The sequence below is a fragment of the Mycobacterium sp. 852002-40037_SCH5390672 genome, from assembly GCF_001665875.1.
Lineage (GTDB): Bacteria > Actinomycetota > Actinomycetes > Mycobacteriales > Mycobacteriaceae > Mycobacterium.
The window spans coordinates 1-25,437 of the sequence record NZ_LZTA01000040.1 but is presented as its reverse complement, the minus strand read 5'-3'; the positions used below and the strand labels follow the sequence as shown (position 1 = coordinate 25,437).

The following is a 25,437-nucleotide window of genomic DNA, read 5'->3' as shown; positions in this document are numbered from 1 at the left end:
GACTCGACATGGCAGGCGAAGCCAAGATCAAGGTCAAAGGCCGCGTCGTAGAGCTCGACGGTGACGAAATGACCCGCGTCATTTGGAAATTCATCAAGGACATGCTGATCCTGCCGCACCTCGACATCGATCTGGACTACTACGACCTGGGCATCGAGCACCGGGATCGCACCGACGATCAGGTGACCATCGACGCGGCCTACGCCATCAAGAAGCACGGCGTGGGTGTCAAGTGCGCGACCATCACCCCCGACGAGGCCCGCGTCCAGGAGTTCAACCTCAAGAAGATGTGGCTCTCGCCGAACGGGACGATCCGCAACATCTTGGGCGGCACCATCTTCCGTGAGCCCATCGTGATCTCGAACGTGCCGCGACTGGTTCCGGGATGGACCAAGCCGATCGTCATCGGCCGCCACGCCTTCGGCGATCAGTACCGGTCGACCAACTTCACCGTCGACAAACCCGGAACCGTCACCATCACTTTCACCCCCACCGACGGCAGCGAGCCGATGGTGCACGAGGTGGTGTCCATTCCCGACGACGGCGGCGTCGTGATGGGGATGTACAACTTCAAGGACTCCATCCGGGACTTCGCCCGCGCCTCGTTGAAGTACGGGCTGAACGCCAAGTGGCCGGTGTATTTGTCCACCAAGAACACCATCCTCAAGGCCTACGACGGCATGTTCAAAGACGAGTTCCAGCGCGTCTACGACGAGGAGTTCAAAGACCAGTTCGAGGCCGAGGGACTGACCTACGAGCACCGGCTGATCGACGACATGGTTGCGGCCTGCCTGAAGTGGGAGGGCGGCTACGTGTGGGCCTGCAAGAACTACGACGGCGACGTCCAGTCCGACCTCGTCGCGCAGGGCTACGGCTCACTGGGGCTGATGACGTCGGTGCTGATGACCGCCGACGGCAAGACGGTCGAGGCCGAAGCCGCGCACGGCACCGTCACCCGGCACTTCCGCCAGTATCAGGCCGGCAAGCCGACCTCAACCAACCCGATCGCCTCGATCTTCGCCTGGACGCGCGGACTCGCCCACCGCGGCAACCTGGACAACACCCCCGAGGTCACCGAGTTCGCGCAGACCCTGGAGAACGTGGTGGTCTCCACCGTCGAGAGCGGGAAGATGACCAAGGACCTGGCCATCCTGATCGGCCCCGACCAGAAGTGGCAGCAGAGCGAGGAATTCCTCAACTCGATCGCCGAGAACCTGGAAAAACGGCTCGCTAGCTAGCCGGTGGCCGGTGCCGGCCCGAATGCCGCTCGGCCTCGGCGCCGCACTCATCGATGAAGTCGGCGATCGCCGCGGTGACGCGGTCGGGCGCCTCGAACATCGGCACGTGCCCGACGCCGTCGAGCTCGGTGATCTTCGTTCCCTCGGGCAGGTAGTCGGTGAAATGCCGGCTGAACCGCCGCGGCGGCACCACCCGGTCCTTCTCGCACAGCACCAGCTGGACCGGCACCGCCGTCTGCGCCAGCTCGAGCAGCCCGGGCTGCAGCAACGACTTGACCAGCAGCTGAAAATAGGCCGGACAGTGCGCGGCGTCGTCGACGACGCCGCACAGTTGGGCCTCGCTGACCCCGTCCGGCGTTGAGCTCAGCGGCAGGGTGGCCAGCCGGCGGCTCAGCGGCAGCTGCAGGGTGCGCTGGCCGAACAGCCGGGCCAGCGCCAGGACGGGCATGCCCGCGATGAACTTGCTGATGACCTCGAATTTCACCGGGCTCCACCGGGTCCATCCGCCCGCGGCGCCAATGCCGGTCACGCTGCGCGCGCGTCCGCGCCGCTCCAGTTCGAAGGCGACCCAGCCGCCCAGGGAGTTGCCCACCATGTGGGCGGTTTCCCAGCCGAGCTGGTCGAGCTGACGCTCGACATGATCGGCCAGCACCGACGAGCTCAGCAGCCAGGTACCCGCGTACGGGCCGCCGTTGTGCCCGGCCATGGTGGGCGCGAAGACCTCGAAGCGGCCGGTGTCGGCCAGCCTCGGCGCGACGGGATCCCACACCGTCTGGGACATCAGGAACCCGTGCAGCATCAGCACCGGTTCTCCGGAACCAAGGTGGATCGGCGAACGAGTCGTCATAACCCGACATTAAATGCGGTACCGCCGGTACCGCAACATGGGGTTGCGGGGATGCCGGTCCGTGCGGTTGCGTCGGCCGCGCGTGAAAAGATCGGTGCATCATGAGCACCGCTACCGGATCCAGCCGGATTTTCTCCGGCGTGCAGCCCACCTCCGATTCGCTTCATCTTGGTAACGCGCTGGGCGCCGTCACGCAGTGGGTCGCGCTGCAGGACGACCATGACGCGTTCTTCTGCGTGGTCGACCTGCATGCCATCACCATCGCCCAGGATCCCGAGGCGCTGCGCCGCCGCACCTTGATCACCGCCGCCCAGTATCTGGCGCTGGGCATCGACCCGGCCCGCAGCACCGTGTTCGTGCAAAGCCACGTGCCTGCCCACACCCAGTTGGCCTGGGTGCTGGGCTGCTTCACCGGCTTCGGACAGGCGTCGCGGATGACGCAGTTCAAGGACAAGTCGCTGCGCCAGGGCGCCGACTCCACCACCGTGGGTTTGTTCACCTATCCGGTGCTGCAGGCCGCCGACGTGCTGGCCTACGACACCGACCTGGTGCCGGTGGGTGAGGACCAGCGTCAGCATCTGGAGTTGGCGCGCGACATCGCCGAGCGGTTCAACAGCCGCTTCCCGGAGACGTTCGTGGTCCCGGACTTGCTCATTCCCAAGGCCACCGCCAAGATCTACGACCTACAAGACCCGACGTCGAAGATGAGCAAGTCGGCGGCCACCGATGCCGGACTGATCAACCTGCTCGACGAACCGGCGGTGTCGGCCAAGAAGATTCGCTCGGCGGTGACCGACAGCGAACGCGAGATCCGTTTCGACACCGAGGCCAAGCCGGGCGTCTCCAACCTGCTGAGCATCCAGTCCGCGGTCACCGGTGTCGGGATCGACACGCTCGTGGCCGGCTATGCCGGAAGGGGTTACGGCGATTTGAAGAAGGACACCGCCGAGGCGGTCGTCGAATTCGTCGCCCCGATCAAGGCCCGAGTCGACGAACTGACCGCCGATTTCGCCGAATTGGAGGCCGTGCTCGCGGCCGGAGCGGAAAAGGCGCACGATGTGGCCGGGAAAACCGTCCAGCGGGTTTACGATCGGCTTGGGTTCCTTCCACAACGGAGCTAGAACCGCTTCTCATTGGAGTCGTGCGATGAGCGAGCCGGCCAAGCCGGGCATTTTCGATCGCCTGCGGACCCGATACGGGTGGATCGATCATGTCATCCGCGCCTTCCAGCGCTTCGACGAGCGCAACGGCGGGTTCTTCGCGGCCGGCCTCACCTATTACACGATTTTCGCGTTGTTTCCTTTGCTCATGGTCGGTTTCGCGGTCTTCGGGTTCGTGCTGGCGCGACGGCCGCAGCTGTTGAGCACCATCGACCACCACATCCGTTCCCAGGTGTCCGGCGCGCTGGGAAATCAGCTGCAGGAGTTGATGAACTCGGCCATAGACGCCCGAACCTCGGTCGGTGTCATCGGTTTGGTCACCGCGGTGTGGGCGGGCCTGGGCTGGATATCGCATCTGCGCCAGGCGTTGACCGAGATGTGGTGGGATCGCCACATCGAGTCGCCGGGCTTCCTGCGCAACAAGTTGTCCGATCTGCTGGCGATGGTGGGTACGTTCGCCGTGATCGTGGTCACCGTCGCGCTGACCACCTTCGGCCATGCCTCGCCCATGGGCGCGCTACTGAAATGGCTTGGCATACCGCAATTTGCGGTGTTCGACTGGCTCTTCTGGCTGTTCTCGATTCTGATCGCGACACTGGTGTCGTGGCTGCTGTTCACCTGGATGATCGCCCGCCTGCCCCGCGAAAAGGTCAGCCTCCTCGATTCGATGCGGGCGGGGCTGATCGCGGCGATCGGCTTCGAGGTGTTCAAACAGGTGGCGTCCATCTATCTCAAGACGGTGTTGCGCAGTCCGGCGGGCGCCGCCTTCGGGCCGGTGCTGGGCTTGATGGTGTTCGCATACGTCACCGCCTATCTCGTCCTGTTCTGCACCGCATGGGCGGCGACGGCATTCACCGATCCGCGCGATCAACCCGTGGCCCCTCCGGCGCCGGCGATCATCGCCCCGCGCGTGCAGATGGATGAAGGCCTCAACACCCGCCAGACGCTGACGGCGATGGCTTTGGGAGCCGTTGGGGCGCTGGCGCTTTCCCGCCTCCCCCGGTGGCTGCGTTAGCGCCAGTCGCCCCGGACCATCACGGCGCTGACCTGTCGATCGGGTTCCAGCACAACAAGATTGGCGTCGTAGCCGGTGCGTAAAGCGCCCACCCGCTCGAGCCCTAGGGCCCGCGCCGGCGTCGTGGCCGTCGTCTGCACGGCGGCGGCGAGTCCCGCATCGGCTTCCGCGGTGCGAAAGAGCCGATCCATGGTGGTGGTGCTGCCCGCGATCGTCGAGGTCGCGTGCACCCGTGCGACACCGGAGACGACGTCGATCCGCACCGCGCCGAGCCGAAACGCGCCGTCGGCACGCCCGGCCGCGGCGATCGCGTCGGTGACCATGGCGACCCGGTCCGCTCCGGCGGCCGCGATCACCGTCCGCACCACGTCGGGGTGCAGGTGCACGCCGTCGGCGATGAGCTCCACGGTCACCGCTGGGTCGCGCAGCAGGGCCAGCGCCGGGCCGGGCGCGCGATGGTGCAGCGGCGGCATCGCGTTGAACAGATGCGTGCCGACCGTGGCGCCCAGCGCGATGGCGTGCTTGGTCTGCTCGTAGCTCGCATCGGTATGCCCCACCGCCACAACGACTCCCGCGTCCACGAAACGCCGGATTGCCGCGTCGGCCCCGGGCAGCTCGGGTGCCAGCGTCACCATCCGGATGGTGTCACCGCCCGCGCCCAGCACCGCGTCGATCTCTGCCGCATCCGGATCGCGCATCCGGGTGCGGTCGTGGGCTCCGCAATGTGCCCGGCTCAGCCACGGCCCTTCGAGGTGGATGCCCGCGACGGTGCCCCGCGCGGTGGCCTCGGCGAGCGCCCGCACCCCGCCGAGCAGTTCGGACGGCGCGGCGGTCACCAGGCTGGCCAGCGTGGTGGTGGTGCCATGGCGCAGATGAAACGCGGCGGCGTCGACGATGCCGTCGGTGTCGGTGTAGGAAGCGCCACCACCGCCGTGCACGTGCATGTCGATAAAGCCGGGCACTACAAGGCAATCGGGGAAGTCCCGGTCGGCCGGCCGGGGCGGTGGGCCGGGCGCGCAGTCCGTGATGCGTCCGCCGGAGGTCGCAAGCCAGCCCGGGCGGCAGATTTCACCGTCGAGGACCATGGTGCCCGCGGCGATCACGACCATCGGCCGCCGTTTTCCCAGAAGTGGCGAATGTCCTCGAGCTGGCGGCCCTTGGTCTCCGGCGCATACCGGTAAACGAAAACGAACGAGACCACCGCCAGCGACGCGAACAACGCGAAAGTTCCTGCGCCGCCCAGGGAATGGAGCAGGCTCAGGAAGACGGCGGCGATGATGGCGTTAGCCACCAGGTTGGAGGTCAACATGGTGCTCGACCCGATCGAGCGTAGCCGGGACGGAAAGCTTTCGCTGGCGTACACCCAGCCCAGGGAACCGAAGCCCATGGTGTAGCCGATGATGAACAAAAGGATCCCGGCGAACCCGGTAATCGCGCCACCAAAGCCCTGGCCGAACACGGCCATCAGCACGAGATCGGCGCCGATCATCATGGCGGTGCCCCACAACAGGATTGGCCGCCGGCCCACCCGGTCCACCAGCAGCAGCGCCGCACCGACGGCCGCCAACCCGGCGACCTGAAGCAGTGCCGGCAGCCCCAGCAGCGCGAAATTCCCGGTGAAGCCCATCGCCTGGAAGATGCGGGGGCTGTAATAGATGATCGCGTTGATGCCGGTGATCTGGATCAAAAAGCCGAGAACGACCACGAAGACCGTGGCCCGCAAGTACGGGGGCCGCAGCATCTCGGAAAAGCCGCCCTTGGCGCCGGACGAGGCTTCGCCCAGCGCGCGGCCGATCTCGGCCAGCTCGTCGTCGACGCGCGCGCTGGGTTCCACCCGCAGCAGTGCCCGCCGGGCGTCGTCCATCCGGCCCTTCAGCACGTACCACCGCGCCGTGTCCGGCAACCGAATCACCGACGGCAGCAACAACAATGCGGGCACGCAGGCCAGCCCCAGCATCCATCGCCAGCTGTGGCTGCCGGCCAGCGCGTAACCGGTCAGATAGCCCACGATGAGCCCGCTGACGATCGCCAGTTGATAGGCCGTCAGCAGCGAACCGCGCACCGCCGTCGGAGCCGATTCGGCCACGTAGACCGGAATCACCACCACCGTCACGCCGATGGTCAGACCCAACAGCAGCCGCGCCGTCAACAGCATCGGCAGCGACACCGAGAACGCGGCCAGCAGCGCGAAGGCCGCGTAGGCGAACAGGATCAGCACCACCGATCTTTTTCGCCCGATCACGTTGGCCAGCACGCCCGCGCCCAGCGCCCCGACGATCTGGCCGATCACCACCATCGTCGTCAGCAGTTCCTGTTGGCGCGTGGACAATCCGAAGTCCTCGGTGACGAACAACTGCGCCCCGGCGATGATGGACAGGTCGTAACCGTAGATGACGCCCACGCTGGCGGCGGTCAGCCCGACCAGCAGTCCGCGCCGCGATCCGGATGCCACGGCGTTCAGCGGTGTTGCGGTCGTCGGTTCATCGAGCGTGCCATCATGATCAGCCCGAACACGACGACGGCGCCGATCACCGCCACACCCACCCGGATCGGGATGGCGTCCGCCGAACCGATGATCCCGGCGCCAGCAGCGTTATTGGCGAGCGGGTCGGCGGCGGTGTCGCGCTTGGCGGGCGCCAGGGACGGGTCCGGTGCGATCAGCGAGCCGACCTGCGTGCCCTGCGGGGTGGAGAAGCCGTAGTCCAGCAGGTGCGCGGCCTGTTCCCACGGCGCGATCGGCTGGCGCGTTCCGTGCAGCAGCACCGCCACCAATCGTCGCCCGTCGTGATTGGCCGCACCCACGAACGTCTGGCCCGCGTCGTCGGTGTAGCCGGTCTTGCCGCCCAGAGCGCCGGGATATTTGTAGAGCAGCTGGTTGTCGTTCTCCAGCTCGTAGCCCGGGTGGTCGCCGTGGCCGGGGAAGTTGAAGGTCCGCGTGGCGACGATGTCGGCGAACGTCGGGTTCTGCCACGCGTAGCGGTAGAACAGCCCGATGTCGTAGGCCGAGGTGCTCATGCCCGGCGCGTCCAGGCCCGACGGCGACGCCACCCGGGTGTCCTGACCGCCCAGCTTGGCGGAGAGCACGTTGATCTTCTCCAGCGCCTGCTGCATGCCGCCCAGCTGCATGGCCAGCGCGTGGGCGGCGTCGTTGCCGGAGTGCATCAGCAACCCGTGCAGCAACTGGTTGACGGTGAACACGCCACCCTCCTCGACGCCTACCTTGGTGCCCTCGGCGGCGGCGTCGTCGGCGGTTCCGGGAACCGACTTGTTCAGGTTGAGGGCGTTGATGGAGGCCATCGCGACCAGCACCTTGATGATGCTGGCCGGGCGGTGCCGTCCGTGGGGGTCCTTGGCCGCGATGACCGCGCCGCTGTCCAGGTCCGCCACCAGCCAGGCGTCGGCGGAGACGTCGTTCGGCAGTGCCGGTGTATTCGGCGCGGCGACAATGCCGCAGCTGCCCAGCGCGTCCCCGCCCACCGGCTTGGCGGGCACCGCCAGCGGGATCGGCGGGTCGCCGGCGGTGGGAGCCTCCGATGAATCCACCGCGGCCGGGGTGTTCACCTTGTACGGGCAGTTGGCCGGCGCGGCATTGGGTTCGGCGCCGGGTTCGGCGTTCGCGAGCGGCATCCCCAGCGGCAATGTCGCCGGGGTTGTCAACGCGACCGGGGCGGCCATCAGGAAAAGCGCCGCAGCCAGGCATGATGCGGAACGTAACAGGGTCATCGTCTGTGCACAGTAAGCGATCGACGGCCCGAATCCGCGGAGCCGCGCTGTGACTGGTGAGACGGAAGTTACTGAGCGGCGCGGGCGAACCCGCGTTACGCTGGGCACGCGGTCAGCCCGAACGCAACCAGCCGCACCGGATCCCAGAGGGTTTGCCATTTCACGCGATCGGTTTTGGTCCGCCTGGCGGCGGAATCGTGGCGGTGCGGGCACTTCGCCCGGTGCCGGCCCGCGAGCGCTGAACGATCTGCTCAAGCAGGTCGAAAAGGCCACGCAGGTACGGCGTTCCGGGCTAGACCAGGTGCTGGCGGAGTTGAAGCTGCACCGTGACGCCACAACCGATTTGGAGCTGCGATCGGCGCTCGCCTGGCTGTGCAACGCCGTTTTGCGGTTCGGGCGCACCCCGAATCCCGCGCACGCCCGAGAGGTGGTGATGGCCGCCGACGCGGTCAGGCGGGTGCCCGCGGGCTAGAGCCGCCGCGACTCCTCGTGCAGCACACTGCGCAGCGCCGCCTCGATGGTGTCGAATTCGGCCTTGCCACTGATCAGCGGCGGCGCCAGCCGAATGACGGAATCGCCGCGGTCGTCGGTGCGGCAATACAACCCCGCCTCGAAGAGCGCTGAACCCACCCGGGCAAGCAGCGGCCGGCGCTCTTCGTCGCTGAAGGTCTGCTTGGTCGCCTTGTCCTTGACCAGTTCCACGCCGTAGAAAAAGCCCTCGCCGCGCACGTCGCCGACGATGGGCAGGTCGTAGAGCTTTTCCAGGGTGGCGCGGAACGCGGGCGCGTGGCTTCTGACGTGGTCGCACAGACCCTCGCGCTCGAAGATGTCGAGGTTGGCCAGCCCGACAGCGGCCGAAACCGGATGTCCGCCAAAGGTATAGCCATGTGGGAACATCGTGGCGCCATCGTTGAACGGTTCGAACAACCGCTCACTGGCGATCATGGCGCCGATCGGCGAGTAGCCCGACGTCATCCCCTTGGCGCAGGTGATCATGTCGGGCACGTAGCCGAAGTCGTCACAGGCGAACATCGACCCGATCCGGCCGAACGCGCAGATCACCTCGTCGGAGACCAGCAACACGTCGTATTCGTCGCAGATCTGGCGCACCCGCTCGAAATAGTCTGGGGGAGCCGGGATACTGCCACCCGCGTTCTGCACCGGCTCCAGGAACACCGCGGCCACGGTGTCGGGACCTTCGAACTCAATGGCCTCGGCGACCCGGTCGGCGGCCCAGCGCCCGAAGGCCTTCGGGTCGGTCGTGAAAGGTTCCGGCGCGCGATAAAAATTCGTGTTGGGCACCCGGAAGCCGCCGGGTGTCACCGGCTCGAACGGCGCCTTGTATTTCGGCAACCCGGTGATCGCCAGTGCGCCCTGCGTGGTGCCGTGGTAGGCGATTGATCGCGAAATCACCTTGTGCTTACCGGGTTTGCCGGTCAGCTTGAAGTACTGCTTGGCCAGTTTCCACGCGGTCTCGACGGCCTCGGTGCCGCCGGTGGTGAAGAAGACGCGGTTAAGGTCGCCCGGGGCGTGGCCGGCGAGCCGTTCGGCGAGCTCGATCGCGGGGGGAGTGGCGTAGCCCCACAGCGGGAAGAACGCCAGCGTGCTCGCCTGCCGGGCGGCGACCTCGGCGAGTTCGGTGCGGCCGTGGCCGACCTGCACGGTGAACAGTCCGGACAGGCCGTCGAGATAGCTCCTGCCGCGGTCGTCGAAGATGGTGACGCCCTCGCCGCGGGTGATGATCGGCGGCGTGATGTCCGGGCCGTGCCGGGCGAAATGCAGCCAGAGGTGATCTGTCATGTCGTGTGGAGCCTAACGCTAGGTTCGATGGCCCGGCTGCTCCCTCGCGCCGTTCGGCGCTCGGCGTCGCCGCGCTAGGCTCGTCGACATGGCCTCAGCGCAGCAGGTCAGCGAGTTCGAGTCGCTACGGCCACATCTCATGGCGGTCGCCTACCGCCTGACGGGCACGGTGGCCGATGCCGAGGACATCGTCCAGGACGCCTGGCTGCGCTGGCATCGGCAGGACCCCAAAAACCGAACAGAGATCGCCGACCTGCGGGCCTGGCTGACCACGGTGGTGAGCAGGCTGGGTCTGGACAGGCTGCGCTCGGCCGCGCATCGTCGCGAGACCTACACCGGCAACTGGCTGCCCGAGCCGGTGGTCACAGGGTTCGGGCCGCCCGCACCCGAAGCCGATCCGCTGTCCGCGGTGGTGGCCGGGGAGGACGCGCGGTTCGCGGCGATGGTGGTGCTGGAGCGGTTGTCGCCCGATCAGCGTGTCGCTTTCGTGCTGCACGACGGGTTCGCCGTGCCGTTCGCGGAGGTGGCGCAGGTGCTGGGCACCAACGAGGCCGCGGCCCGGCAGCTCGCCTCCCGGGCCCGCAAGGCCGTCTCGGCCGAAGCCGCGCCCAAACCCGATCCGGCGCACAACGAGGTGGTCGGGAAGTTGCTGGCCGCCATGGCATCCGGTGATCTGCAAGCCGTGGTGGCGCTGCTGCATCCCGACGTGATCCTGACCGGCGACGCGAATGGCAAAGCGCCCACCGCGATCAACGTCATCCAGGGTGCGGACAAGGTGGCCCGATTCTTCTTCGGCCTGGCGCAGCGCTACGGCCCGGCGATGTTCACCTCGTATCAGCTGGGTCTGGTCAACGGCGAGCTGGGCGGCTACACACCCGGCTGCCCCGCCAGTGACGGATACCGCGAGATGATGCCGCGGATCATGGCCGCGACGGTGCGCGACGGAAAGGTTTGCGCCCTATGGGATGTCGCCAACCCCGACAAATTCACCGGCTCCCCGCTGCGCGCTCGTTGAGCTCGGTTGACTGGCCGGCCCAGGGAACCCGGCATGCGTCACCGGAATTGAAGCCCTGCTCGGTGATGCCCAGCGCGGTGTTCATCCGCGCCCGCATGTTCTCCACCCCGATCTGATAGGTCAGCTCGATCACCCCGTCGTCGCCGAAGCGGGCCCGCAGATCGGCGACCTGCTCGTCGGTGACGGCGTGCGGATCGGTGGTCATCGCGTCGGCGTAGGCGATGGCGGCGCGCTCGTCGTCGGTGAATGCCGCCGCGTTGGCGTAGTCGTCGATCTCCTTGAGGCGCTGGACGTCCAGTCCGTCCAGGCGTTGCAGCATGGACCCGAAGTCGACGCACCACGAGCAGCCGACCGTGCGGGCGGTCCAGAACACCGCGAGCTCCCGCACGCTGACCGGCAGTGCTTTCGATGCCCGGTCCAGCATGGTCTCGTGTATGGCGCCGGCCATCATCAGCCCGCGGTGGTGTGCGGCGACGGTGAAGGGTTCGGGAACTTGGCCGTAGCGTCGCTTGGCGATGCGGTACATGGCCCGGGTCAGCAATCCGGTGCGGTTGGGTGGCAGGGGTTCGATGCGGGTTTTCTGTGTCATACCTCCTCAGACGAGGCACGCCCGCGATGTGTGACGGCCAGTGCATCCGATCGTCGTGGGCAGGTGTTTCCCGTTAAAAGGTCCGGGTACCCGTCTCTCACCCTTGCCGCGCCAACCGGCACGGCAGGGTGACGAGAGGGTGAGGAGACAGATTATGACCTCTCACAATGATCAACAGCCGGACGATTCGAGACTGGAACACTTCGACGATCCTGAGTTGGGTAGCGGTGCGCGCGACACCGGCACCGATACCCCCGAGCATGGCCGGGCGGACCGTCCGGTCGGAACCGTAGACGAAGACGCGAATCCGCCGATGAGCGATCCGACGGCGTCGGACACCTTCGGCGGCACCGGCGAATCGCCTCCGCAGGACACCGGGAGTGCGATCCCGCCGTACGAGGGACGCCAACGAACCGCCGCGGCTGACGCCGAAGGCACAGGCGGTGCCACGGGCCCGGTGACGAACCCCGATTACAAGTCAGAAAGCCCGTCGAGTACGCCTGGTGGTGCGAGTCAGTCTCCAGCAGACGAACAACCCGCTGCGGAAATGCCGGAATCCGACCGCGACGATGACCGCGTCGGGCCCGCACACGTGGCGGGTACTCGCCGGGGCGAGTCAAAGCCCTGACCCGACACGCCGCGGCCGAGGCGCCTAGCGCGAGAACATGATCGCGCGCTTGACCTCTTGGATCGCCTTGGTGATCTGGATGCCGCGCGGACAGGCCTCGGTGCAGTTGAACGTGGTGCGGCACCGCCACACGCCGTCGACCTCGTTGAGGATGTCCAGGCGCTCGGCGGCGGCCTCGTCGCGGCTGTCGAAGATGAACCGGTGCGCGTTGACGATCGCGGCCGGGCCGTAGTAACTGCCCTCGTGCCAGAAGATCGGGCAGCTGGTGGTGCACGCCGCGCACAGGATGCACTTGGTGGTGTCGTCATAGCGGGCGCGGTCGGTCGGGCTCTGAATGCGTTCGCGGGTGGGCGGATTGCCGGTCGTGATCAAGTACGGCTTCACCGCGCGGTAGGCGTCGAAGAACGGTTCCATATCGACCACCAGGTCCTTCTCCACCGGCAGTCCACGGATCGGCTCGACCGTGATGGTCAACGGCTTACCCGGCTTTTTCGGCAACAGATCGCGCATCAACACCTTGCACGCCAGCCGGTTGACACCGTTGATGCGCATGGCGTCCGAGCCGCACACTCCGTGCGCGCACGAGCGCCGGAAGGTCAGCGTCCCGTCCAGGTAGCTCTTGATGTAGATCAGCAGGTTGAGCATCCGGTCGCTGGGCAGGCACGGCACCCGAAAGCTTTGCCAGCCACCGGTTTCCGCGAAGGCATCGGGCTGGTCGGGGTTGAACCGGGCGATCTTGACGGTCACCATCACCGCCCCGTCGGGAATCGCCGGCAAGGGCGGTTCCAGCGTCGACTGCACCTGCGGTGCGACTTCCGGCTCCAAAGCGTCGGCCATCAGTACTTCCGTTCTTTTGGCTCGTAGCGCGTCTGCACCACGGGCTTGAAATCCAGGGCGATGTCGCTCAGCAGATCGCTGCCCTGCTTGTAGGCCATGGTGTGGCGCATGAAGTTGACGTCGTCGCGGTTGGGGTAGTCCTCGCGGGCGTGGCCGCCGCGCGACTCCTTGCGATTCAGCGCGCCCACGACGGTGACCTCGGCGAGCTCCAGCAGGAAGCCCAGCTCGATGGCTTCCAGCAGGTCGCTGTTGAATCGTTTCCCCTTGTCGTGCACGCTGATTCGGGCGTACCGCTCCTTGAGCGCGTGGATGTCGGTGAGCGCCTGCTTGAGCGTCTCCTCGGTGCGGAACACCGCGGCGTTATTGTCCATGGACTGCTGCAATGCGTTGCGGATGTCGGCGACGCGCTCGTTGCCGTGCTCGCTCAAGATGTCGCCGACCCAGCCGACCACCATCGCCGCGGGCTCCGGCGGCATGTCCACGAAATCGTGCCCCCGCGCGTAGCCCGCCGCCGCGATGCCCGCCCGGCGGCCGAACACGTTGATGTCCAGCAGTGAATTGGTGCCCAGCCGGTTGGCTCCGTGCACCGACACGCAGGCACACTCGCCGGCCGCGTACAGCCCCGGCACGGTAGAAGTGTTGTCGGCCAACACCTGTCCGGTGACGGTGGTGGGGATGCCGCCCATCACGTAGTGGCACGTCGGGTAGACCGGGACCAGCTCGTGCACCGGGTCCACACCCAGGTAGGTGCGGGCGAACTCGGTGATGTCGGGCAGCTTGGCCTCCAGCACGTCCTCGCCGAGGTGGCGGACGTCGATATAGACGTAATCCTTGTGCGGGCCCGCGCCGCGACCCTCCAGAACCTCCAAAACCATGGAGCGGGCCACGATGTCACGCGGTGCCAGGTCGACGATCGTCGGGGCGTAGCGTTCCATGAAGCGCTCGCCCTCGCCGTTGAGCAGCCGCCCGCCCTCACCACGCACCGCCTCGGAGATCAAGATGCCCAGGCCCGCCAGGCCGGTCGGATGGAACTGGTGAAACTCCATGTCCTCCAACGGAAGTCCCTTGCGGAAGACGATGCCGATGCCGTCGCCGGTCAGCGTGTGCGCGTTGGAGGTGGTCTTGTACATCCGGCCCGAGCCGCCGGTGGCGAGCACGACCGCCTTGGCGTGGAAGACGTGGATGTCGCCGGTGGCCAGCTCGTAGGCGACCACGCCGGTGGCCACCGGCCCGCTCGGGGTCTGGGTCAGCACCAGGTCCAGCGCATAGAACTCGTTGAAGAACTGCACGTCGTGCCGCACACAGTTCTGGTAGAGCGTCTGCAGGATCATGTGACCGGTGCGGTCGGCGGCGTAACAGGCCCGGCGCACCGGGGCCTTGCCGTGGTCGCGCGTGTGCCCGCCAAAGCGGCGCTGGTCGATGCGGCCCTCGGGGGTGCGGTTGAACGGCATCCCCATCTTTTCCAGATCGAGCACCGCGTCGATGGCTTCCTTGCACATGATCTCCACCGCGTCCTGGTCGGCGAGGTAGTCACCGCCCTTGACCGTGTCGAAGGTGTGCCATTCCCAGTTGTCCTCTTCGACGTTGGCCAGCGCCGCGCACATGCCGCCCTGGGCCGCGCCGGTGTGGCTGCGGGTGGGGTAGAGCTTGGTCAGCACCGCGGTCCGCACCCGCGGACCCGCCTCCACCGCGGCCCGCATGCCGGCGCCGCCCGCGCCGACGATCACCACGTCATACCGGTGTTGGGAGATCACTGCTTAGCCTCCGATATTGGGGTCGAATGTCAGCAGCACGTAGGTGCCCAGCACCAACGTGAACCCCATCGACAACAGCAGCAGGCTGTTGAGCCAGAACCGGGTGCTGTCCTTGCGGCTGTAGTCGTCGATGATGGTGCGCAGGCCGTTGCCGCCGTGCAGTTGCGCCAGCCACAACAGCGCCAGGTCCCAGAACTGCCAGAACGGCGACGCCCAGCGCTGCGCCACGTAGTTGAAGTCGATGCGGTACACGCCGTCATCCCACATCAGCATGATGAACAGGTGGCCGATCACCAGCGCGAACAGCGCGATCCCGGAGAACCGCATGAACAGCCAGGCGAACTTCTCGAAGTTGGGGATGCCGGCCCGCCGCCGCGGGGAACGGGGGTTGTCCAGGCTGGCGGGGCGGTCGTACAAGCGCTGTTTGACCGGGGCGACCTCGCCGCGACCCAGCTGCAGGTCGGGACCGCTCATCGGAAGTGCTCCATCATGTGGATGACCGTCACCACGCCGGCCGGAACCATCAGCAGCAGGAACACCGCGCCGACGATCCAGAACATCAGCCGCTGGTAGCGCGGGCCTTCGGACCAAAAGTCGATCAGGATCACCCGGATCCCGTTCAGGCCGTGGAATCCCACCGCGGCGACCAGGCCGTATTCCATCAGCCCGACGATGGGCATCTGATAGTCGTGGATCACCGAGTTGTAGGTCTGCGGGCTCACCCGCAGCATCGCGGCATCCAGGACGTGGACGAACAGGAAAAAGAAGATCGTCGCGCCGCTGATCCGATGCAGCACCCACGACCACATGCCGGGGTCTCCCCGGTACAGCGTCCGCGGTGGCCTGCGTTTGCGCGATGGTGCAGATACCGGTGCCGCCGGATCCGCGGTTGTCGGTTGCGTAGTCACCCCAGTCCTCACCGCCTTCTTCCGACTTCAACGTCAGTCACGCCGGGCACTTGAGCTTAGCTCGGACACGGTGTGACTTGCGCCAATGTCCGTCACGGGAAAATGCCGTTTTGCGACTAGGGTGACTCTCGGAATCGGCCATGGGTGAGCGGGGTTCGTCATGCCTGAGATCGACTGGAATATGTTGCGGGACAAGGCGATCGATGTTGCCGCGGGCGCCTACGCACCGTACTCGCGATTCCGGGTCGGGGCGGCCGCGCTGGTCGACGACGGCCGGGTGGTCACCGGGTGCAATGTGGAGAACGTCTCATATGGCCTTGGTCTCTGTGCCGAATGCGCCGTGGTGTGCGCCCTGCATTCCGGTGGCGGCGGCCGCCTGGTGGCGCTGGCGTGCGTGGACGGGCGGGGGTCGGTGCTGATGCCGTGCGGGCGTTGCCGTCAGGTGCTGGCCGAACACGGCGGCCCCGAGCTGCTGATCGACCATCCGCGCGGCCCGCGCCGGCTTGCCGACCTGCTGCCGGACGCCTTCGGCCCCGAAGATCTGGAGCGGGGACGTCGCTGAACGCTCCGCCACATCCGCGGGCCGTGGCTTGCCGGGCCTGGTGGGTCGGCTTACGGTCATCGGTGTGCAACGGGGGAGCGCGCCGATGATGCCGGCGGCATCGCTGCCCAGGTTGCTGTCCAGACTGCTGGGTGCGGTGCTGATCGTGGCGGGAATGGGGGCGCCGGGATGCGCCTCGCGGTCGCCCGCCGCAAAGTCGCCATCGCCGACCGCGTCGTCGGCGGCGGGGTCCTGGGTGGAGGACGCCGTCTCATTCTCGGTGCCGGATATGACGGTGTACGGCACGTTCCGGCATCCGGCGGGGCAGGGCCGTCCCGTGCCGGGGGCACTGTTGATCGCCGGCAGCGGGCCGACGGACCGCAACGGTGACTCCGCCGTCATGCCGGGTCACGTCGACACGCTGCGGAACCTGGCGCAGGGCCTGTCCAACGACGGCGTCGCCAGCTTGCGCTACGACAAGCTCGGCACCGGCCAGACCGGCCTCGGCCACTACGCGACGGACCCGACACAGGTCGATGTCGACGCCTTCCACAACGAGGCGACGGCCGCGTTGAACTTCCTGGCCGGCCAATCCGGCATCGACCGGACTCACCTCATAGTGGTCGGCCACAGCGAGGGCGCCCTGTACGCGATGATGTTGGCCACCGCCGCACCCGGAACCGCTCCCGCGGTGCAGGCCCTGGGGCTGGTGGAACCGGCGAGCCGCCGCATCCTCGACCAGCTGTCCGAGCAGGTCCACGCCCAGGCCGATGCGGCTGTCAGGGCCGGGCGCCTCACCACCGCGCGGGCCGCCGAAAGCACGGCGGCGATCGATAGCGCCATACAGCAGTTCCGCGCGACCGGAAAGGTCCCGCCCGACGAACCGCCGGCGCTCAAGCCCGTGATCAACGCCGCCAATGCGCGCGCTCTTCTGCAGGAAGACGCAATCGATCCGGCGGCGTTGGCCGCCAAGCTACCCCGCGCCATGCCGGTCTTGGTCACCTGCAGCGACGCCGACCTTCAGATCACCTGCCAGGACGTCGATTACCTGATGTCCGGCCTGACCGCCGCGGGCACCAAGACCGACTATGTCCACCTGACCGGCGTGGACCATGTCCTGAAGGAGGACCCGAGCTCAACGCCGGCCAATTACACCAAGGCCCTACCGTTCTCCACCCAGCTCACCGGCGCACTGGCGTCGTTCATCGAAGAGGTCGTTCATTAAAGAGAAAGTGACGACACCCTGACCCCCGGGACCCACTTGGCTGACTTCGCGTTCGACGCCCCCACAGTGATCAGGACCAAGCGCGACGGCGGCCGGTTGTCCGACGCCGCCATCGACTGGGTCATCGGCGCCTACACCGACGGCCGGGTGGCCGAAGAACAGATGGCGGCGCTGCTGATGGCGATCCTGTTGCGCGGCATGGACCGCGGCGAGACCGCCCGGTGGACCGCGGCGATGCTGGCCTCGGGCGAAACTCTCGACTTCGGTGACCTGGGCGGGACGACGGTGGACAAGCACTCCACCGGCGGGGTGGGGGACAAGATCACGCTGCCGCTGGTGCCCGTCGTCATGGCCTGCGGCGCGATGGTGCCGCAGGCGTCGGGCCGCGGGCTCGGTCATACCGGCGGCACCCTGGACAAGCTGGAATCCATCGCCGGGTTCACCGCCGAGCTGTCCAATCGGCGCGTGCGCGACCAGCTGCGCGAGGTCGGCGGCGCCATCTTCGCCGCCGGTGACCTGGCTCCGGCCGACGCCAAGCTGTACGCGCTGCGCGACATCACCGCCACCGTCGAGTCGCTGCCACTGATCGCCAGCTCGGTGATGAGCAAGAAGCTGGCCGAAGGGGCCGGCGCGTTGGTGCTCGACGTGAAAGTCGGTTCCGGGGCGCTGCTGGACTCGGAGCGGCAGTGCCGCGAACTGGCGCACGCCATGGTCGAGCTGGGCGCGGCGCACGGGGTGCCCACCCGCGCGCTGTTGACGGACATGAACCGCCCGCTGGGCGCGACCGTCGGCAATGCCCTCGAGGTCGCCGAGTCCCTCGAGGTCCTGGCGGGCGGCGGGCCACCCGACGTCGTGGAGCTGACGCTGCGGCTCGCCCGGGAAATGCTGGAGCTGGCCGGAATCGACGACCACGATCCCGCCGACACCCTGCGCGATGGCACCGCGATGGATCGGTTTCGCCGCCTCATCGCGGCCCAGGGCGGCGATTTGTCGGTGCCGTTGCCGCTGGGTCGGCATGCCGAGACCGTGACCGCCCCCCGGGACGGCACAATGGGCGATATCGACGCGATGGCAGTGGGGCTGGCGGCATGGCGGCTCGGTGCGGGCAGGTCCCGTCCGGGCGAACGGGTGCAGTGGGGCGCGGGTATCCGGATCCACCGCCGCCCCGGCGAGCCGGTCACGGCCGGTGAGCCGTTGTTCACCCTCTACACCGAAACCCCGGAGCGCTTCGGTACCGCGCTCGCCGAGCTGGACCGCGGGTGGCGCGTCGTGGGCGATGCGGCGGCGATGCAGTCGCGACCGCTGATCATCGATCGGATCGCCACATGACCGCACCGCTGGGGCTGGAGCAGATCAGAAAAGCCCCCAAGGCCTTGCTGCACGATCACCTCGACGGCGGGCTGCGCCCGTCGACGGTGCTCGAGATCGCCGGACAGATCGGCTACGACGGGCTGCCCGCCACCGACGTCGCCGAGCTGGCGACATGGTTTCGCACCCGTTCGCACAGCGGGTCGCTCGAGCGCTACCTGGAGCCGTTCTCGCACACCGTGGCGGTGATGCAGACACCCGAGGCGCTGCATCGGGTCGCCTATGAGTGCGTGCAGGACCTGGCCGAGGACTCGGTGGTCTACGCCGAGGTCCGGTTTGCCCCCGAGCTGCACATCGACCGTGGGCTCTCCTTCGATGCGATCGTCGACGCCGTGCTGGCCGGCTTCGCCGACGGCGAGAAGGCAAGTGCGGCAGCGGGGCGCCCGATTGTGGTGCGCCTCTTGGTCACCGCGATGCGGCACGCGGCGGTGTCGCGGGAGATCGCCGAGCTGGCAATCCGATTCCGGGACAAGGGAGTTGTCGGATTCGACATCGCCGGCGCCGAGGCCGGCAACCCGCCGACCCGGCACCTGGATGCCTTCGAGTACATGCGAGACCACAACGCCCGCTTCACCATTCATGCCGGTGAGGCGTTCGGGCTGCCGTCCATCCATGAGGCGATCGCCTTCTGCGGCGCGGACCGGCTGGGCCATGGGGTGCGTATCGTCGACGACATCGAAGTGCTGGCCGACGGAAAAGTCCGGTTGGGTCAACAGGCATCGATCTTGCGGGACAAGCGAATTCCGCTGGAACTGTGTCCCAGCTCCAACGTGCAGACCGGTGCGGTCAACAGCATCGCCGAGCATCCGTTCGACCTGCTGGCCCGCGCCCGCTTCCGGGTGACCGTCAACACCGACAACCGGCTGATGAGCGACACCTTCATGAGTCGCGAAATGCACCGATTGGTCGAGGCTTTCGGCTACGGATGGAGTGACCTCGAGCGCTTCACCATCAACGCGATGAAGTCGGCGTTCATCCCGTTCGACGAGCGGCTGGCGATCATCGACGAGGTGATCAAGCCGCGCTATGCCGTGCTGATCGGTTAGAGCGGCATCAATGTTCTAAAAGCTGCTGTGCAGCCGGCCTGGACCAGGTTCGCAGCACCCGCTGGAGGCGGCGCACCAAGGCGCCTCTTCGACCGTCAGGATCCGTACACGTACATTCGAACACCGACTCCTAAATATCATCCCCTCGGTTTTTGAGCCGCTCCCGCATACTCGCCGACGAAGCCGTTTCGCAACCACCACCTGGGTTCAGTGTGCTCGAAGATTTCCTCGCCGAGGACGCGATTGCGCAGCGATCTTCTCACCGGGAACGGATTCATCCCTGTCTTGTATTCGACGCCGACCATGGCGGGGACGGTCGGCCGGCCTCGCATGGGCAGCAGCTCGAAACCGGCGTCCCGGAGCATGGTATTCAACTCGGCTGGGCGAGGGAATCGCCGAAAGTCGTGGTTTGGCTTGTCCAGACCGAACACGAACAGCGGCCCAACCGTGACGAAGCAAAGCCATGTGCACACGTTGCGATCTGGTGCGACATAGAACATGCGGCCCCCCGGCTTCAGCGCACGAAATACGCTGTCCATCAGATGGCGGTGCTCGGTGCAGTGGTCAAGCACTCCGTGCAGGTAAATAAGGTCGAATCCACTGGCCGCCAATACATCCGTGTCTCGTACGTCGCCGACGATGAAGTTCACACCGGTTGTGTCGGCAAAGCGCTTGCGGGCTGCGTCGATCGACTTATAGTCGACGTCGACGCCGACGATCTCCCATTCACCCAACTCCGGATATCGTTCCAGCAATCCTGTGATCGCCCCGCCGCTGCCGCAACCGACCACTGCCATCTTCGGGCGTTGACCATTTATGGGCGGAAGGTAGTCACGCAGGAAATCCCATGCTGCGTAGTCGATTTCGCCAACAAGCTGTGCGGTGAAGCGCCACTGATCGCTGACGTCCGCGTTGGAGAAGTAACGCACCCCGCGCTCGATCGTGCCGTTGCTGATCCGCATCAGGATGCGATCAATCATCGAATAGCGGTATTCGGGCTCGCCGGTTGCGTCGTTGGTCCGTTCACGATCGAGGAACTCGAAGTAGCTGCGCTCTTCGGGTTCGATCGGTGCGTCCCACGACTGTGCCTGGCCGAGCACCCGCTCCCGAATCCATGAGTCGATAACGCGGCTGTAGACGGTTTGGTCGAACAGCATGAGCTGATGGCCACCGCCGGGCATCATGAAAAAGTCTTTGGGGCCGCCGATCCGCTCAAAGCATGCCCGGCAGTGGTCGACGCCAACAATTTCATCGTGCTCGCCGCAGGTGATCAGCACGGGTTTCATGTTGGCTGCGGCGGGCTTTGGCGGCACATAGTTGAACACGGAGTGATAGCTCTTGAACCCATACGACCAGACGTACAGCGGATCCTTCTTCTTGGTGTCCAGCAGCCCTGGGTCTTCTTGGTAGGCCGCCTTGAAGTCAATGAACCGCCGCAGCGGGATCGGCAGCCGATCGCCTATTTTCTCGGCCGCGTACTTCGCTGGCCGAGACTGGAACAACCGGATCGGCAGGCTCATTGGCGCCTCGTGATTCAACAAAATGTTCATGCACACACCGGCGACCACGGCCGGACACGCGTCGAGCGCGTGGAACGCGACTTCGCCGCCCTGGCTCGCCCCGTGCACTACGACGGGTAGGGATGTGCATCGGGCGGCGTAATCGGTGACTGCCTTGGTGTCTTCCAGAAAGTCTTCGAAGCTGAACACACCCGCTTTGCCTTCCGTGCGGCCGTGCCCGGTCAGGTCGAACGAATAGACCGCCGCCCTATAGTGGCGGCGCATGTGCTCGGCGAAAGTGTCGTAACTCTCGCTGTTCCCGGCAGTGCCATGCACCAGCACCAAGACATAGTCGGCTTGGCCGTTGTCGTAGCGGCGTACGAAAATTCGCCTGGCGCCGGATCCGGTCACCGCGTCTTCGACCATCGGCGGCACTGCATGGGTGGTGGCGTCCGGTGTCATCAGCGCCTTGAATCCAATCCTTCGGTGAGGCGTGCGGCGATCATGTGGGTGAAGGTGTCGAAATGGCGGCGGAAGCCTGAAGTGTCGGAAACGAACGGGCGCTGCATCGACATGCCCAACAGCACGATTTCGCAGAGCTGCACCGTGTCGTCGATCACGCCCAGTGGCGGCTCATCACCGGCGATGGTGCGCAGCGTCTCAGCGATCTGCCGTCGCTGAGTATCGCGATAGTCGACATACGCGGCCCGCAAGAACTCGTTGTGGTTAGCCGCCGCGGCGAACTCGACCATGAACGTGACCGCGTCGAGGTTATTGATGAACAGCGTGTACAGCAGATCGGCCGCCTCGGTTAGGCCGTCGCGCAGGGATCCGCCGTGCGACAGTTGGGCCGACGCCGCGGCGAACATTGTGTTGGCCATGTCATCGATGGCCGCCTGAAAGAGCTTTTCCTTCGTCTCGAAGTGATAGTGCAGCAGCGTCTGGGAAACCCCGGCCTGTGCCGAGATCAGCTTCATCGAAGACTTTTCATAGCCGTACGTGCAGAAGCACCGCATCGTTGTCTGCAGGATTCGGTGTCGGGCGTCGCCAGCGGTGGCCGCCGGATCGGCAACGTGCTCAGCGTTCGAAATTGGTGCGGTCAACATCGACTCTTCTCTTCACCGCCGGCTACCCGGATAATATACTGTCTGATCGATCAGTCAGGCAACCGTGATGTGACGGCTGAGTCGCCCGGACGCCAGTTACGGGTACACAGCGAGCAACACTGGCAATCAAGGGGCCGCCCGGATCGAGGACCTCAACGGCGATACCCTTTTGAACCGATAGCGCCCGAAACAAGGACCTGCTGTGCATAAGACTCGGTTGCCCAAGAAGATCACTTTGACCTTCGACAACGGCCCGACGCCTGGTGTGACGGATCAGGTTCTCGACGTGCTCTCCCAGCGTCAGATGTCCGCCATATTCTTCGTCGTCGGGGAGAAAATCTGCTCGCCCGCCGGACGCCGGCTGATAGCGCGTGCTGCGCGTGAGGGGCATCGGATAGGCAATCACTCCTTCACCCACGGCCTACCTCTGGGCGAGCTCGCTCCTGAGGAAACCATTCACGAAATCAGGGGCGCACAAAAGGTTTTGGACGATTTCACCGACGTCGATCTCTACTTTAGACCGTGGGGAACGGAGGGCGCACTCGAACGGCGCTGTCTGAATCAGACGGCGGTCGACTACCTTATCGCGGAAAAGTACACCTGCGTCCTGTGGAACAGCGTCCCGCGCGACTGGGCCGATCCCAGCGGATGGGTTAGCCGAGCGTTCGCCGATATCCGTAACCATCAGCACACTGTGGTCGTACTGCACGACCTGCCAACCGGCGCGATGGAGCGTCTACCAAGATTTCTCGATGAACTCACACACTCCGGTCTAGAGGTCACCACACAACTCCCCGACGATTGCGTGCCGATCGTCCGCGGCCGGATGCGAACACCCATCGATCACCTCACGGCGCAGGCAACGATCGCCGCGGATCCGCGACCCGAGTCCTAGCGTCCTCATGCGGAAGAATCCGCGAAATGCGTTGTAGTATAACATGACTCGTGCTGCATACGGGACTCGTATGCCGGCTTGGTCGTGTGCGGTTGCGGCGCGGCCAACGCTTCACAGCACGTCGACGGACAGCCCCATTGCCCGCACCGTGCTGGCCAAGTGCGTCTGCACGGCATGGCGCACTCGCGGTAAGTCGCCGTCGCGCAAGGCTTCCGCGATACCCCGATGCTCGGTCATGATCGTCGCCACCCGATCAGGCTCGCGCAGCGCCGATTCCCCGATCATGCGCATCTGACGGTCGCGCAGCGTCGAGTAGAAATTCGACAGGATGGCGTTGCCCGACTCTTCCAGGGTGATGGCGTGGAAGGCGCGATCGGATTCCAGGAATTCCGGCCAGTGCGCCGCCGCCGCGGCGTCACGCTGCCGCCGCAGTTCGCCCGACTGCCGCCCGAAGACCACGGCCCAGGCGGCCGGGCCGCGCCCGACCACCTTGGCGGCCGCGAACTGCTCCAGCACCAGCCGGGCCTCCATGACCGCCCGCACCTCGGCGGGCGAGACCGGGACCACCAGGGCGCCGCGCTGCGGATACAACCGCAACAACCCCTCGGCCTCCAGCCGCAGGAACGCTTCGCGCACCGGGGTGCGCGACATCCCCAGCGCGGAGGCGACGTCACCTTCGCTGATCAGCTCGCCGCCGGGGAATTCGCCGGTGAGCACCTGCGCCTTGACGTAGTCCAGCGCGCGGTCCTTGGCCGTGCCCGGCCGGGCGTCCTTCGCTGCCATCGCACCCCGCTCTTGTAGCTAAGTCGTATCTCAAGTGGTGGTGATGACCGTACACCGCGCAGCCTACCTGCGAGGATTGACACTGAGATACAAGATAAATACTATTCAGATACGAGAACACCTACTCACAAAGGGAGGCCGGAGATGCTCACCACGCAGCAGCTAATGACCCCGAACCTGGATCCGACGATTCCGGCACCGATGATCAACGTGGCCGAGTACGGGTTCGAGGGCCGTTTCGAGGAATGGGCGCAGCAGGCCGAGTACTTCGAGTACTCCAAGGCGGCCAACCCGATCGGGTCCGGGCATGTCCCGCCGGTGCCGTTGCAACGATTCGACCCCGAGCTCTACGTCGATGCCCCGACCGGCGTGATCCCGCTGGATCTGTCCGAGGAGCTCGGCATCGACACCGGCGCCGCGACCAGCCCGGCGTTGTTGGCCAACTTCGTGAGCATCCGCGCCAAGGAGCAGGTCGACACCAGTCCCAACGCCACCTCGCAGCTGTACTACGTGCTGTACGGGCGGGGTTTCGCGGCGGTCAACGGCCGCCTGATCGAGTGGGAGAAAGGCGACTTCGTCACGCTGCCCGCCGGCAGCCATTCGGTGTTCTACGCCGCCACCGACACGGCCATGTACTGGGTGCACGACGAACCGTTGATGCGGTACCTGGGCGCCGAAGCCACCCAGCCGCGTTTCCGGGCCACCAAGTTCCGCCGCGCCGACGCGGTGGCCAAACTGCAGGAGATCGCCTCGCGTCCCGGCGCCAACGAGAAGAGCCGGGTGAGCGTGCTGCTGGCCAACGCCGATCAGGAGCAGACGCTGACCATCACGCACGTGTTGTGGGCCATGTTCGGGGTGCTTCCGCCCAACCAGGTCCAGCGCCCGCACCGGCACCAGTCGGTCGCGCTGGACCTCATCCTGGACGCGCCGGCGTCCGGCTGCTACACGCTGCTGGGCACCCGCCTCGACGAGCATGGCGACATCCTGGATCCCACCCGGGTGGACTGGCGGGCCGGTTGCGCCTTCACCACCCCGCCGGGCATGTGGCATGCCCACTACAACGAGACCGATCAGCCCGCCCACCTGATCCCCATTCAGGACGCCGGGCTGCAGACGCACCTGCGCAGCCTCGACATCAAGTTCACCCAGCGCCGCGATCTCGTCGCCGGGTAGTCCCCGGCGGCGGCCCATGCACCGCCGGAGTTCGGCGAATAGTGTGGCTGGACATGAAGGTGCCCCTGCTGGGACCGGTGTCGCTCACGGGCTTCCAGAACGCCTGGTTCTTCCTGGTCCTGCTCATCGTGCTGTTGGTGATCGGCCTCTACGTCGTGCAGCAATTCGCCCGTCGCCGCCGGGTGCTGCGCTTCGCCAACATGGAGGTTTTGGAGCGGGTGGCCCCGCCGGGACCCAGCCGGTGGCGGCATGTGCCGACCATCCTGCTCGCCGCCTCGCTGGTGCTG

The 25,437-nt window shown here is 66.4% G+C and carries 25 protein-coding genes and 1 pseudogene; 13 read left to right on the top strand and 13 right to left on the bottom strand.

What is annotated here, in order from left to right:
- Positions 1-8 precede the first annotated feature (8 nt).
- Entirely contained in the window at positions 9-1,238 is a 1,230-nt protein-coding gene (locus A5782_RS07155) for an NADP-dependent isocitrate dehydrogenase (protein WP_067097146.1), read from the top strand.
- On the opposite strand, the gene A5782_RS07150 is transcribed toward A5782_RS07155, so the two are convergent.
- The gene (locus tag A5782_RS07150) at positions 1,231-2,040 is read right to left on the bottom strand and encodes an alpha/beta fold hydrolase (RefSeq protein ID WP_067097187.1); all 810 of its coding nucleotides are present in this window, start codon (positions 2,038-2,040) and stop codon (positions 1,231-1,233) included. The genes A5782_RS07155 and A5782_RS07150 overlap by 8 nt on opposite strands.
- A gap of 146 nt (positions 2,041-2,186) precedes the next feature.
- Here A5782_RS07150 and trpS point away from each other — a divergent pair, with 146 nt between their 5' ends.
- Together trpS and yhjD are read left to right on the top strand one after the other, a co-directional pair.
- Positions 2,187-3,206, top strand: a complete 1,020-nt coding sequence (gene trpS, locus A5782_RS07145) for a tryptophan--tRNA ligase (protein ID WP_067097143.1) — start codon at positions 2,187-2,189, stop codon at positions 3,204-3,206.
- 25 nt (positions 3,207-3,231) lie between these two features.
- Entirely contained in the window at positions 3,232-4,260 is a 1,029-nt protein-coding gene (yhjD, locus tag A5782_RS07140; protein ID WP_067097140.1) for an inner membrane protein YhjD, read from the top strand.
- Here yhjD and nagA read toward each other — a convergent pair.
- Genes nagA through A5782_RS07125 form a run of 3 tightly spaced genes read right to left on the bottom strand, consistent with a single transcriptional unit; the run spans position 4,257 to position 7,887 of the window.
- Entirely contained in the window at positions 4,257-5,369 is a 1,113-nt protein-coding gene (gene nagA / locus A5782_RS07135; protein WP_067097138.1) for an N-acetylglucosamine-6-phosphate deacetylase, read from the bottom strand. The two genes, yhjD and nagA, sit on opposite strands and share 4 nt — an antisense overlap.
- Positions 5,360-6,712, bottom strand: coding sequence for a sugar porter family MFS transporter (locus tag A5782_RS07130; protein ID WP_067097135.1), 1,353 nt, complete (start codon positions 6,710-6,712; stop codon positions 5,360-5,362). Before A5782_RS07130 ends, nagA begins: the two co-directional genes overlap by 10 nt.
- 5 nt (positions 6,713-6,717) lie before the next feature.
- The gene (locus tag A5782_RS07125; protein ID WP_369815596.1) at positions 6,718-7,887 is read right to left on the bottom strand and encodes a D-alanyl-D-alanine carboxypeptidase family protein; all 1,170 of its coding nucleotides are present in this window, start codon (positions 7,885-7,887) and stop codon (positions 6,718-6,720) included.
- A 409-nt stretch (positions 7,888-8,296) separates the two neighbouring features.
- Here A5782_RS07125 and A5782_RS07120 point away from each other — a divergent pair, with 409 nt between their 5' ends.
- A complete protein-coding gene (locus tag A5782_RS07120) occupies positions 8,297-8,455 on the top strand; it encodes a hypothetical protein (RefSeq protein WP_231986614.1) in 159 nt (52 codons plus the stop codon).
- Here the strand turns inward: A5782_RS07120 and A5782_RS07115 are convergent.
- On the bottom strand, positions 8,452-9,783 hold the full coding sequence (locus A5782_RS07115) for an aspartate aminotransferase family protein (RefSeq protein WP_067097129.1): 1,332 nt from the start codon (positions 9,781-9,783) through the stop codon (positions 8,452-8,454). The two genes, A5782_RS07120 and A5782_RS07115, sit on opposite strands and share 4 nt — an antisense overlap.
- Before the next feature lie 88 nt (positions 9,784-9,871).
- On the opposite strand from A5782_RS07115, the gene A5782_RS07110 reads away from it, so the two are divergent.
- Positions 9,872-10,798: a sigma-70 family RNA polymerase sigma factor gene (locus tag A5782_RS07110; RefSeq protein ID WP_067097126.1), complete on the top strand. Its 927-nt coding sequence runs from the start codon at positions 9,872-9,874 to the stop codon at positions 10,796-10,798.
- On the opposite strand, the gene A5782_RS07105 is transcribed toward A5782_RS07110, so the two are convergent.
- Positions 10,770-11,387 carry a carboxymuconolactone decarboxylase family protein gene (locus A5782_RS07105; protein WP_067097123.1) on the bottom strand — a complete coding sequence of 206 codons (618 nt, stop codon included), beginning with the start codon at positions 11,385-11,387 and terminating at the stop codon, positions 10,770-10,772. The genes A5782_RS07110 and A5782_RS07105 overlap by 29 nt on opposite strands.
- Positions 11,388-11,541: 154 nt before the next feature.
- On the opposite strand from A5782_RS07105, the gene A5782_RS07100 reads away from it, so the two are divergent.
- Positions 11,542-12,015, top strand: coding sequence for a hypothetical protein (locus tag A5782_RS07100; RefSeq protein ID WP_231986613.1), 474 nt, complete (start codon positions 11,542-11,544; stop codon positions 12,013-12,015).
- A gap of 24 nt (positions 12,016-12,039) precedes the next feature.
- On the opposite strand, the gene A5782_RS07095 is transcribed toward A5782_RS07100, so the two are convergent.
- From A5782_RS07095 to sdhC, 4 genes are read right to left on the bottom strand one after another with little or no spacing between them, the layout of a single operon-like run.
- Positions 12,040-12,852: a succinate dehydrogenase iron-sulfur subunit gene (locus tag A5782_RS07095; protein ID WP_067097121.1), complete on the bottom strand. Its 813-nt coding sequence runs from the start codon at positions 12,850-12,852 to the stop codon at positions 12,040-12,042.
- On the bottom strand, positions 12,852-14,606 hold the full coding sequence (sdhA, locus tag A5782_RS07090) for a succinate dehydrogenase flavoprotein subunit (RefSeq protein ID WP_067097117.1): 1,755 nt from the start codon (positions 14,604-14,606) through the stop codon (positions 12,852-12,854). The genes A5782_RS07095 and sdhA overlap by 1 nt, the downstream gene beginning before the upstream one ends.
- A gap of 3 nt (positions 14,607-14,609) precedes the next feature.
- A complete protein-coding gene (locus tag A5782_RS07085; RefSeq protein WP_067097113.1) occupies positions 14,610-15,080 on the bottom strand; it encodes a succinate dehydrogenase hydrophobic membrane anchor subunit in 471 nt (156 codons plus the stop codon).
- Positions 15,077-15,415: a succinate dehydrogenase, cytochrome b556 subunit gene (gene sdhC / locus A5782_RS07080; protein WP_067097110.1), complete on the bottom strand. Its 339-nt coding sequence runs from the start codon at positions 15,413-15,415 to the stop codon at positions 15,077-15,079. The genes A5782_RS07085 and sdhC overlap by 4 nt, the downstream gene beginning before the upstream one ends.
- A 259-nt stretch (positions 15,416-15,674) precedes the next feature.
- Here sdhC and A5782_RS07075 point away from each other — a divergent pair, with 259 nt between their 5' ends.
- The 4 genes from A5782_RS07075 to A5782_RS07060 all read left to right on the top strand — a co-directional run bounded on the left by A5782_RS07075 (position 15,675) and on the right by A5782_RS07060 (position 19,694).
- Complete coding sequence (locus A5782_RS07075; protein ID WP_067097108.1) at positions 15,675-16,076, top strand: cytidine deaminase; 402 nt, start codon at positions 15,675-15,677, stop codon at positions 16,074-16,076.
- A gap of 64 nt (positions 16,077-16,140) precedes the next feature.
- On the top strand, positions 16,141-17,280 hold the full coding sequence (locus tag A5782_RS07070) for an alpha/beta fold hydrolase (RefSeq protein WP_156623834.1): 1,140 nt from the start codon (positions 16,141-16,143) through the stop codon (positions 17,278-17,280).
- Between the two features lie 36 nt (positions 17,281-17,316).
- Positions 17,317-18,609, top strand: a complete 1,293-nt coding sequence (locus tag A5782_RS07065) for a thymidine phosphorylase (protein WP_067097105.1) — start codon at positions 17,317-17,319, stop codon at positions 18,607-18,609.
- Positions 18,606-19,694: an adenosine deaminase gene (locus A5782_RS07060; RefSeq protein WP_067097102.1), complete on the top strand. Its 1,089-nt coding sequence runs from the start codon at positions 18,606-18,608 to the stop codon at positions 19,692-19,694. The genes A5782_RS07065 and A5782_RS07060 overlap by 4 nt, the downstream gene beginning before the upstream one ends.
- Before the next feature lie 137 nt (positions 19,695-19,831).
- Here A5782_RS07060 and A5782_RS07055 read toward each other — a convergent pair whose 3' ends face one another.
- Together A5782_RS07055 and A5782_RS07050 are read right to left on the bottom strand one after the other, a co-directional pair.
- Positions 19,832-21,655, bottom strand: coding sequence for an alpha/beta fold hydrolase (locus A5782_RS07055; RefSeq protein WP_067097100.1), 1,824 nt, complete (start codon positions 21,653-21,655; stop codon positions 19,832-19,834).
- Positions 21,655-22,299, bottom strand: coding sequence for a TetR/AcrR family transcriptional regulator (locus tag A5782_RS07050; RefSeq protein WP_067097097.1), 645 nt, complete (start codon positions 22,297-22,299; stop codon positions 21,655-21,657). The genes A5782_RS07055 and A5782_RS07050 overlap by 1 nt, the downstream gene beginning before the upstream one ends.
- Before the next feature lie 202 nt (positions 22,300-22,501).
- Between A5782_RS07050 and A5782_RS07045 the strand changes: the two genes are divergently transcribed.
- Positions 22,502-23,194, top strand: coding sequence for a polysaccharide deacetylase family protein (locus A5782_RS07045; protein ID WP_082942817.1), 693 nt, complete (start codon positions 22,502-22,504; stop codon positions 23,192-23,194).
- A gap of 111 nt (positions 23,195-23,305) precedes the next feature.
- Here the strand turns inward: A5782_RS07045 and A5782_RS07040 are convergent, their stop codons facing one another.
- Positions 23,306-23,977, bottom strand: a complete 672-nt coding sequence (locus A5782_RS07040) for a GntR family transcriptional regulator (RefSeq protein ID WP_067097095.1) — start codon at positions 23,975-23,977, stop codon at positions 23,306-23,308.
- Positions 23,978-24,121: 144 nt separating this feature from the next.
- On the opposite strand from A5782_RS07040, the gene A5782_RS07035 reads away from it, so the two are divergent.
- A complete protein-coding gene (locus A5782_RS07035; protein WP_067097092.1) occupies positions 24,122-25,150 on the top strand; it encodes a cupin in 1,029 nt (342 codons plus the stop codon).
- A 53-nt stretch (positions 25,151-25,203) separates the two neighbouring features.
- Positions 25,204-25,437: pseudogene (locus tag A5782_RS07030) on the top strand (hypothetical protein); the annotation flags it as partial.

Coding starts and splice junctions, on each gene's coding strand:
- A5782_RS07055 (WP_067097100.1), bottom strand. CDS start 21,655: ATGACACCGGACGCCACCACCCATGCAGTGCCGCCGATGGTCGAAGAC.
- A5782_RS07050 (WP_067097097.1), bottom strand. CDS start 22,299: ATGTTGACCGCACCAATTTCGAACGCTGAGCACGTTGCCGATCCGGCG.
- A5782_RS07105 (WP_067097123.1), bottom strand. CDS start 11,387: ATGACACAGAAAACCCGCATCGAACCCCTGCCACCCAACCGCACCGGA.
- A5782_RS07115 (WP_067097129.1), bottom strand. CDS start 9,783: ATGACAGATCACCTCTGGCTGCATTTCGCCCGGCACGGCCCGGACATC.
- A5782_RS07100 (WP_231986613.1), top strand. CDS start 11,542: ATGACCTCTCACAATGATCAACAGCCGGACGATTCGAGACTGGAACAC.
- nagA (WP_067097138.1), bottom strand. CDS start 5,369: ATGGTCGTGATCGCCGCGGGCACCATGGTCCTCGACGGTGAAATCTGC.
- A5782_RS07075 (WP_067097108.1), top strand. CDS start 15,675: ATGCCTGAGATCGACTGGAATATGTTGCGGGACAAGGCGATCGATGTT.
- A5782_RS07085 (WP_067097113.1), bottom strand. CDS start 15,080: ATGAGCGGTCCCGACCTGCAGCTGGGTCGCGGCGAGGTCGCCCCGGTC.
- A5782_RS07110 (WP_067097126.1), top strand. CDS start 9,872: ATGGCCTCAGCGCAGCAGGTCAGCGAGTTCGAGTCGCTACGGCCACAT.
- A5782_RS07040 (WP_067097095.1), bottom strand. CDS start 23,977: ATGGCAGCGAAGGACGCCCGGCCGGGCACGGCCAAGGACCGCGCGCTG.
- A5782_RS07155 (WP_067097146.1), top strand. CDS start 9: ATGGCAGGCGAAGCCAAGATCAAGGTCAAAGGCCGCGTCGTAGAGCTC.
- A5782_RS07060 (WP_067097102.1), top strand. CDS start 18,606: ATGACCGCACCGCTGGGGCTGGAGCAGATCAGAAAAGCCCCCAAGGCC.
- yhjD (WP_067097140.1), top strand. CDS start 3,232: ATGAGCGAGCCGGCCAAGCCGGGCATTTTCGATCGCCTGCGGACCCGA.
- A5782_RS07095 (WP_067097121.1), bottom strand. CDS start 12,852: ATGGCCGACGCTTTGGAGCCGGAAGTCGCACCGCAGGTGCAGTCGACG.
- sdhC (WP_067097110.1), bottom strand. CDS start 15,415: ATGTGGTCGTGGGTGCTGCATCGGATCAGCGGCGCGACGATCTTCTTT.
- trpS (WP_067097143.1), top strand. CDS start 2,187: ATGAGCACCGCTACCGGATCCAGCCGGATTTTCTCCGGCGTGCAGCCC.
- A5782_RS07035 (WP_067097092.1), top strand. CDS start 24,122: ATGCTCACCACGCAGCAGCTAATGACCCCGAACCTGGATCCGACGATT.
- A5782_RS07125 (WP_369815596.1), bottom strand. CDS start 7,887: ATGCCGCTCGCGAACGCCGAACCCGGCGCCGAACCCAATGCCGCGCCG.